Origin of the sequence: Bartonella sp. AA1HLJMS (assembly GCF_042197445.1) — a bacterium.
In the GTDB taxonomy this organism is placed as follows: domain Bacteria; phylum Pseudomonadota; class Alphaproteobacteria; order Rhizobiales; family Rhizobiaceae; genus Bartonella.
In genome coordinates this window covers 300,760-308,091 of the sequence record NZ_JBHIRW010000001.1, presented here as the reverse complement: position 1 = coordinate 308,091, position 7,332 = coordinate 300,760, and the positions used below count along the sequence as shown (strand labels likewise).

The 7,332-nt window shown below is 34.4% G+C and carries 3 protein-coding genes and 1 tRNA gene; 2 read left to right on the top strand and 2 right to left on the bottom strand.

Going from position 1 to position 7,332, the window contains the following annotated elements:
• The first annotated feature begins 400 nt into the window (after positions 1-400).
• Both ACFIQE_RS01175 and ACFIQE_RS01170 read left to right on the top strand, forming a co-directional pair.
• On the top strand, positions 401-1,312 hold the full coding sequence (locus tag ACFIQE_RS01175; RefSeq protein ID WP_375657463.1) for a DUF488 family protein: 912 nt from the start codon (positions 401-403) through the stop codon (positions 1,310-1,312).
• A gap of 9 nt (positions 1,313-1,321) precedes the next feature.
• A complete protein-coding gene (locus ACFIQE_RS01170) occupies positions 1,322-2,140 on the top strand; it encodes a hypothetical protein (RefSeq protein ID WP_375657464.1) in 819 nt (272 codons plus the stop codon).
• Between the two features lie 261 nt (positions 2,141-2,401).
• Here the strand turns inward: ACFIQE_RS01170 and ACFIQE_RS01165 are convergent.
• Together ACFIQE_RS01165 and ptsP are read right to left on the bottom strand one after the other, a co-directional pair.
• Positions 2,402-2,491 (bottom strand) — tRNA-Ser (locus ACFIQE_RS01165).
• Positions 2,492-3,747: 1,256 nt separating this feature from the next.
• A complete protein-coding gene (gene ptsP, locus ACFIQE_RS01160) occupies positions 3,748-6,279 on the bottom strand; it encodes a phosphoenolpyruvate--protein phosphotransferase (protein WP_375707200.1) in 2,532 nt (843 codons plus the stop codon).
• Positions 6,280-7,332: the final 1,053 nt, after the last annotated feature.

Here is a 7,332-nt window from a genome sequence, read left to right as displayed (position 1 = left end):
ATTAGCGCTTGATTTTTCACGTATTATGGATGCGTTTGTAAGTATTTTTACACAAAAACCAAATATCCGACTCTAAACATACTCTGAGACGCGCGAAATTCTTTAGAAAATGGATTCTTAAATTTGCTCGTCTCATGGAGGTGATAGAGAATGTCTTCTTCCATTTAAAACAGTGGATTTCAAAAAATTAAAATATAGTAAATATAGAGTAAATAAGTTATGCCTTCTCCAGCGCATGAAATTTATAACCGCAATCTTATTTTTTTAGAATTTTTTTCATGGTATAATCTCAAATCTTAGGAAGAAACTACGTTTTTTTGTTTTTATCTGGATTTGTGTCAGAAAATTTTAACTTAGTACAAACTTTTGATTTGATAGAGTGGGGTCTTGGGATGAACATATGGAAAAAATAAAAGGGAAAATTTTATTTAAACGGCAAAAAATATTATTGACTCTACTTCAAGAATTTGGAGGGTGTCTTTCAAGTACAGATTTTCAAAAATATTTATTTTTATTCACACAACGTGAAAAAATGCACAGTTATGATTTTGTGCCCTACAAATTTGGTTGTTTTTCTTTTCAATCTTATGCTGACAAACGTCGACTTGTAGAAATGGGAATCCTTGCTAACAATCATAATTATTGGCAGTTGGTGTCAGAAAATAATGATTACAGTACCAATATTGCACCTTCTATACAGAATAAAATTTTTTCATTTGTTGAAGAATTTAGTACGATAAGAGGTAATGAACTTATCCGGTATGTATACAAAAATTACCCATATTTTGCGATTAATAGTCAGATAGCAGATGAGGTTATGGATGAAGAAGACTTAGAAAAAATCGATGAATTTCGATCAAAGGATGAAAGCTTTTGTTTTTATACTATCGGTTATGAAGGAGCGTCTTTTGATGACTATCTTAACCGCCTCATCAGAAATAATGTCAAACTTTTGTGCGATGTTCGCAAAAATCCTATAAGCCGAAAATATGGGTTTTCCCAAATACAATTGTCCAATAACGTGGCTAAGTTTGGTATTGAATATGTGCATATCCCAGAATTGGGCATTGTGTCTGAAAAGCGTCAGAACCTCAATACACAAAAAGATTATGAATGTCTTTTTGAAGATTATCAAAATACAATTCTCAAGAACAATAGCAACGCAATCAGCAGGCTATATCAACTTTTTTTAGATAATAAGCGTATTGCAATTACTTGTTTTGAAGCTAATGTATGTATGTGCCATCGAGGGCGAATCGCATTAGCCCTCACTCAATTGCCGAATTGGAACTATGAAATAAAACATATCTAAAGAATAAATATGGCAGTAATAAAAAAAGAACGAGTGTTGATTACGGTGAAAACTTATCCAACACCTTCTACGAAGTATATAGAATTAGTGTGTACTGCTGGCGTTAAGGAAGATGGTTCTTGGATTAGGATTTATCCAGCGCCATTCCGCTTTCTGAAAACAAAATACAAAAAATATCAATGGATAGAACTTTCTCTTGAAAAAAATCCCAAAGATTATAGGCCAGAGAGTTATAGGCCATGTAACATTGAAGATATTAAGCTTTGCGAGTTCATTTCATCTAAACGGGATTGGGAAGAACGTAAGCGTTTAATACTGGCTAAGAATACGATATACACCGATTTACATGCTGTAATTGCAGGGGCAAAATCTAATGAATTTTCACTGGCTATTTTTAAGCCATCACGAATTAAAAAGTTTGTTTTTAAACCGATTAATCCAATACTGAATCCTAAAAGGGAAGAAGTTGTTTGTGAGTTAATCCGGCAGGGTTCACTTTTTGAAAAAACGGACAATTTTATACGAACAAAACAATTGCCTTACAAATTTTCATATGAATTTACAGATGATAAAAATGTTAATAGCACGCTAATGATAGCAGATTGGGAAATAGGTCAGCTTTACTGGAACTGCAGGAAAAAGGTCGAATCCGACGAGAAAGCAATTCAGCTAGTTCAGCAAAAATACTATGACGATATTGCCAATACAAAAGACGTTTATTTCTTTTTAGGAACAACGTTTAAAAGTCATAGAATAGCGAAAAATCCATATATTATCATCGGAGTATTCTATCCACAACATACATCGCAACTACAGTTAGATTTTTAAGTTTACTTGAAAGAATCTGGAGTAGTAAGGATATTAATCACGGAATGCTCTACACGCCTCATGGAGGCGATAGAGAATGTCTTTGCACATTTAAAACAGTGGATTTCAAAGAATTCAAAAAATTATTAGAGAATGTTGGAGGAAAAAGATGAGCTTTGTAACGGTATGTTGGAAAATCCTATTCCCGAACTTTTGTTAACGCTCCCGAACCTTTAAAAAGATTACAAAGAATCAATATGTTATACATAGGAGAAAATTGTATGGCGGAGAGAGAGGGATTCGAACCCTCGATATGGTTTCCCATATACACGCGTTCCAGGCGTGCGCCTTCAACCACTCGGCCACCTCTCCAGAAGTTCGCACTATACCCAGAAAGAAATAACGTGCAAGTCTAAACTATACATTCAAAACCCAAAAAACAAATTCATTTATTAAAGTAAGAGCTTTTATCTGTTGAATAACAAGCACATCCCTTCTTTTTAAGAAAAAACTTTTTTCGTGGATAGGTTTGTAGAATACAATAATGAGAATAAAAAGATTGTCACCAGTTATAAACTTTCATGCTCATTTACGCACTTTCTGCTTCACAAAAAAATACTTCTCTTAAAATTAGCATACAGCCCATAGTTTTACACAACCAAATAATTAAAATCACTTACTTATACGTCATAGGAAGGGATGGTATGTGGGGGAAGAACATTTTAAGAGAGGATAAGCGGCTCTTATGCATTTTCTTAAATAGCACGAATTTTTGCAACATTGAAAGCTGTAAAATCGTGTGATGGTATCAGTTTTCTCTTTCATAGGATTACATAATAAGCCCTATTCTAAATCCTCTATTCAATTTCACACTTCTATATTTAGTTGATACTAAAGAAAATAAAATTCAGAAAAAAACTTTGCATTTTTAATTTAATATGTATGAATATATTTTATTTTCTAAAATGAAAAAATAGTCTCATTTTGATCAAATACAAAATCATAAAAATGCAAACCTGTTTTCATTTTTACCATATATTTTTAAATTCAGCTTTACAGTTTTCAAAATATCTAAAGTAGTCTCCATTATTTAAAAAAATTACGTATTACTTTATACTTTTGATTATCGCATTCTTTAAGCGTGATATGGTCTCATCACAAAACAGAATACTCTAAAAATACTATTTTCTTTCCCATCCACACGTTTGTAAAAAAACATCTCTTAAAGCTTGCCACATCTACCTCATACGGTATCTATGAATGGTATAAAATCTATTGGATAACATCATCTTTCCTTAAATAAAAAGTAAAAGCCAAGTACTATCACGCTATTTGTCGCCTAATGTTACAATATCTATTGCTATTTGAGAGAATGCATAAAAGGAATTTATTCTTTCTTAGAGTGTTTTTATCCATACATTACTCCTCCTTGTAATGTATAAAAGAGTAATTTTTATTAATTAAATATAGAGAAATTTAAAACGAAAAAAACCTACAATATTCAGGGTTCTCATTATGTAAAACGATAAATTACCATTATAAATTAATATACTGTATTAATGTTTTACAGCACTAAAGATCTGATTAGTCTGCAAAATGAGCTCGTTCTTTCCCCTTAATGTTCTTTATTACCTTATATCCTTGCTTAGAGCACGTACAGCTCGTGCAGTTTCACATTGTAATGCTTTTTGTGCTAAAATTTTCATATCTTCAAAACTATGAGTCTGTAAACACGCCTTTACTGGAGAAATATCGCAAGATATCATAGAAAGCTCATTAATTCCCAATCCAGTCAAAATCATTGCACCAAAAGGATCTCCAGCCATACCACCACATACACTCACCCAACACTTATGTTGTGCAGCTCCCTGAATAGTCTGATAAATCATACGCAAAACTGCTGGATCAAGGCTATCAGCTTCAGACACAAGGTACGGATTTTGCCGATCAACAGCCATTGTATACTGTGTTAGGTCATTGGTTCCAATTGAAAAAAAATCAACATGGGCGCTTAATACATCTGCCATAATGGCCGCTGCTGGAACTTCGATCATAATACCAAGTTTTAATTTTGGTGCATCAACATCGTTGCGGATTTCCTCTGCAATCTTTTTTATAGCGACAATCTCTGAAACAGACATGACCATCGGAAACACAATCCATAGATCTCCACCCTCTTTTGCCGCTCGATATAAAGCACGTAATTGAGGCACCAAAAGATCACGTCGACGTAACAAAAGCCGCGTTCCTCGAACACCTAAAAAAGGATTGTCCTCTTTAGATAAATGTAAATGCGTAACCTGTTTATCTCCACCAATATCAAGTGCACGAATAATTAATGGCTTATCTCCTACAGCTGTAATCATCGCCCGATATATATTAAATTGTAGCTCTTCATCCGGAATATATGGATTCTCTAAAAACAAAAATTCCGTGCGCATGAGTCCAACACCTTCAGCCCCTAAATCAAGCGCAACAGGCACCTGATTTGCGTAGTTGACATTAGCCATGATACGAATTCTTTGACCATCTGTCGTTTGCGCTGGTAATCTACATGCATTTATTTCACTGACACGTTTTTGCGCAACAGTATCAATATGCCTTTGAGCATCTTCAACGTCTGCAAGCGTAGGATTAAGGTAAATAAACCCGTTATCGCCATCAATAATAGCCTGAATATCAGACTGAATTGCTAAAATATCATCACCTGCAGCAACAACCAATGGAATACCAAGAGTACGCGCCAAAATAGCTGTATGAGATAATGGACCTCCCCATGCTGTTGCTAATCCTTTTACCCTTGTACAATCAAGTTGTGCTACATCAGAAGGAGAAAGGTCATTTGTAACCAGAATTACACCATGTGGAATATCATTTAAAAAGAACGATCTATAGGATGGATTGATTTCACCTAAAACACGTCGACCAACATCAACTAAATTAACAGCACGTGCTGCTAACAAAGGATTATCTACCTTAAAAAACATATCTGAAAATTGACGAACCGCTCTATCCCAAGACCAAGCGACACCATGACCTTCCGCTATAAAACGACAAGCTTGAGCTATTAAATTTTCATCTTCAAGCAAAACCATTTGCGCAGAAAAAATCGCAGCAGAATCTGCTCCCATACGCACTGTAATATCAGAAATCACAGATGCCATTTTATGTTTTGTTTTTGTAAGAGCATTTTCAAGACATGCTGCACCAGCTGCAAAATCAATTGGCTGATCTATTATGGAAATATCATTTTGCCTTAAAACAAAAATCTTACCAAATGCTAATCCTGAACTCGCTCCAACACCAGAAATGCCTTTTTGCATAGAGCGTGGATACCAACCATGAAAAGCCTTTGTTTGAGATTCCATTGCTCTCATCAGACATTTTTCACTAATACTCACTTTTTTTGCAATAGCAATGGCATCATTGAGAAGTTGTGCTCCTTCTGCAGCATCTGTAGAAAAAATCAGAACATCACCGTTTTTTGCTCCTAATTGCAATAAACCAACCAAATTTTTCATTTCAACGGTATATTGACCATGGCGAACTCTGATAGAGTTTTGAGCCTTTTTCGCAAAATCAACCCATAGAGAAGCTGGTCGTGCATGAAGACCACTTGGATAATCTAAAGTCCATTCCTGACACACCGAAAGGTCACCAATAAAAGTTTTTTCTATCTTCATCTCTTGGTCAAACAAAGTTGTAACAATTTGCTGTTTGTCCATAGTTGTTGCAAGTACTTCAAGCTGTTTTTTATCAAATAAAAGAGACGTCAATTTTTTACAAATTTCTCTATAGCGATCTGGACACGCTGCAATGGCAATAACCAAATATGCTTTCTTGCCATCCTGCCACTCAACACCAGCAGGCACCTGTATAACAGCAACAGCATCCTTGATAATTAAATCACGATTTTCAGCCATACCATGAGGAATGGCTATACCATTTCCAAGCCAAGTATTGGTTGTTTCTTCACGTGCAAGCATACTTGCCAGATAACACTTATCAACTGCACCAACCTGCACAAGCAATTCAGCAGCAGCATAAATTGCATCATTTTTATGATCAAAAGCAGCTGCAAGTTGTACAGATCTTATAGACAAGATTTCACCATCAGTAAAATCTACATTCATTGCTTCTGCTTTCTCATATCTCATCATGAATTCAAATTGCCTCACATTTGAACACCAATATCTCTGATACATTCCTTTTCAAAGCTGCATTTCCCAAAATACAAGCTATAAATACCACCACAGCTCTCTTTATATTTTACAGAATATAGCTAAGTGAGGTGCTTAAATACCTCAATATAACCGATAAAACAATTAGATATTATTATCCACCTCAGTGCTCAAAACCATCATAAACAAGTCTGCCTCTTACTCTTTTACTTTACAAAGACAAAACCCCGTTTTTTACAGCACCAATCACCTGAAAAACTATGCTTTCAAAATGCTCTCATTATCCTAAGTTATCCAACATAACTTTTCACTATTCTCCCTACAAGAAAGCATCCTTCCCAATCATCCGTAACTTCAGCTAATATTTTAATTGATTCCTCAAAGTTTATTTAACCTATTATCCCTCTTTATAAGTTCATTACATAATTACAAATTGCTCCATGCAACTTATCATCTTTAAAATTCCGTGCTACCCATCTTATGATATCAAACTCTCGATATATAATATTTATATATTTTAAGCTACACCTTTACTTCAATCAATATCGCAAATACACAATACCCTCTGTCGCACATTTGCAAAGTACGACATCCCCTCCCAAGCACCATCACCAACTACTAAAATCAAGAAAAACTCTACAAATAAGATAAATAAAGTAAAAAATGAAAAGCAATTATTGCCTTAACCCTAGCTCTTATGCTTGTCTATTTTCAACAATACACAATAATAGTGAAATCAGAAAAAATATTCTTGAAGGGCGCTGATTGCAAGTTGGTTATTTTTATATCTTTAAACACCGTACTCCTTAAAAATATAATTTCACTCTCGATTTACCGAAAATTCCTTAATGCACGTCACTTTCAAAGTAGTTTTGACTACCTTCTTATGGATTTTTTATCCCTATGTCTTTTTAAATGAATAGCCCCACCTACCCACACTACCACCTAAAAACAGTATGACAACTCATCAATACCACAATGCCGATAAAAAGATCCATCTTTATCAAAATGATTACATCAATAATGCTCTCA

Coding starts and splice junctions, on each gene's coding strand:
- ACFIQE_RS01175 (WP_375657463.1), top strand. CDS start 401: ATGGAAAAAATAAAAGGGAAAATTTTATTTAAACGGCAAAAAATATTA.
- ACFIQE_RS01170 (WP_375657464.1), top strand. CDS start 1,322: ATGGCAGTAATAAAAAAAGAACGAGTGTTGATTACGGTGAAAACTTAT.
- ptsP (WP_375707200.1), bottom strand. CDS start 6,279: ATGATGAGATATGAGAAAGCAGAAGCAATGAATGTAGATTTTACTGAT.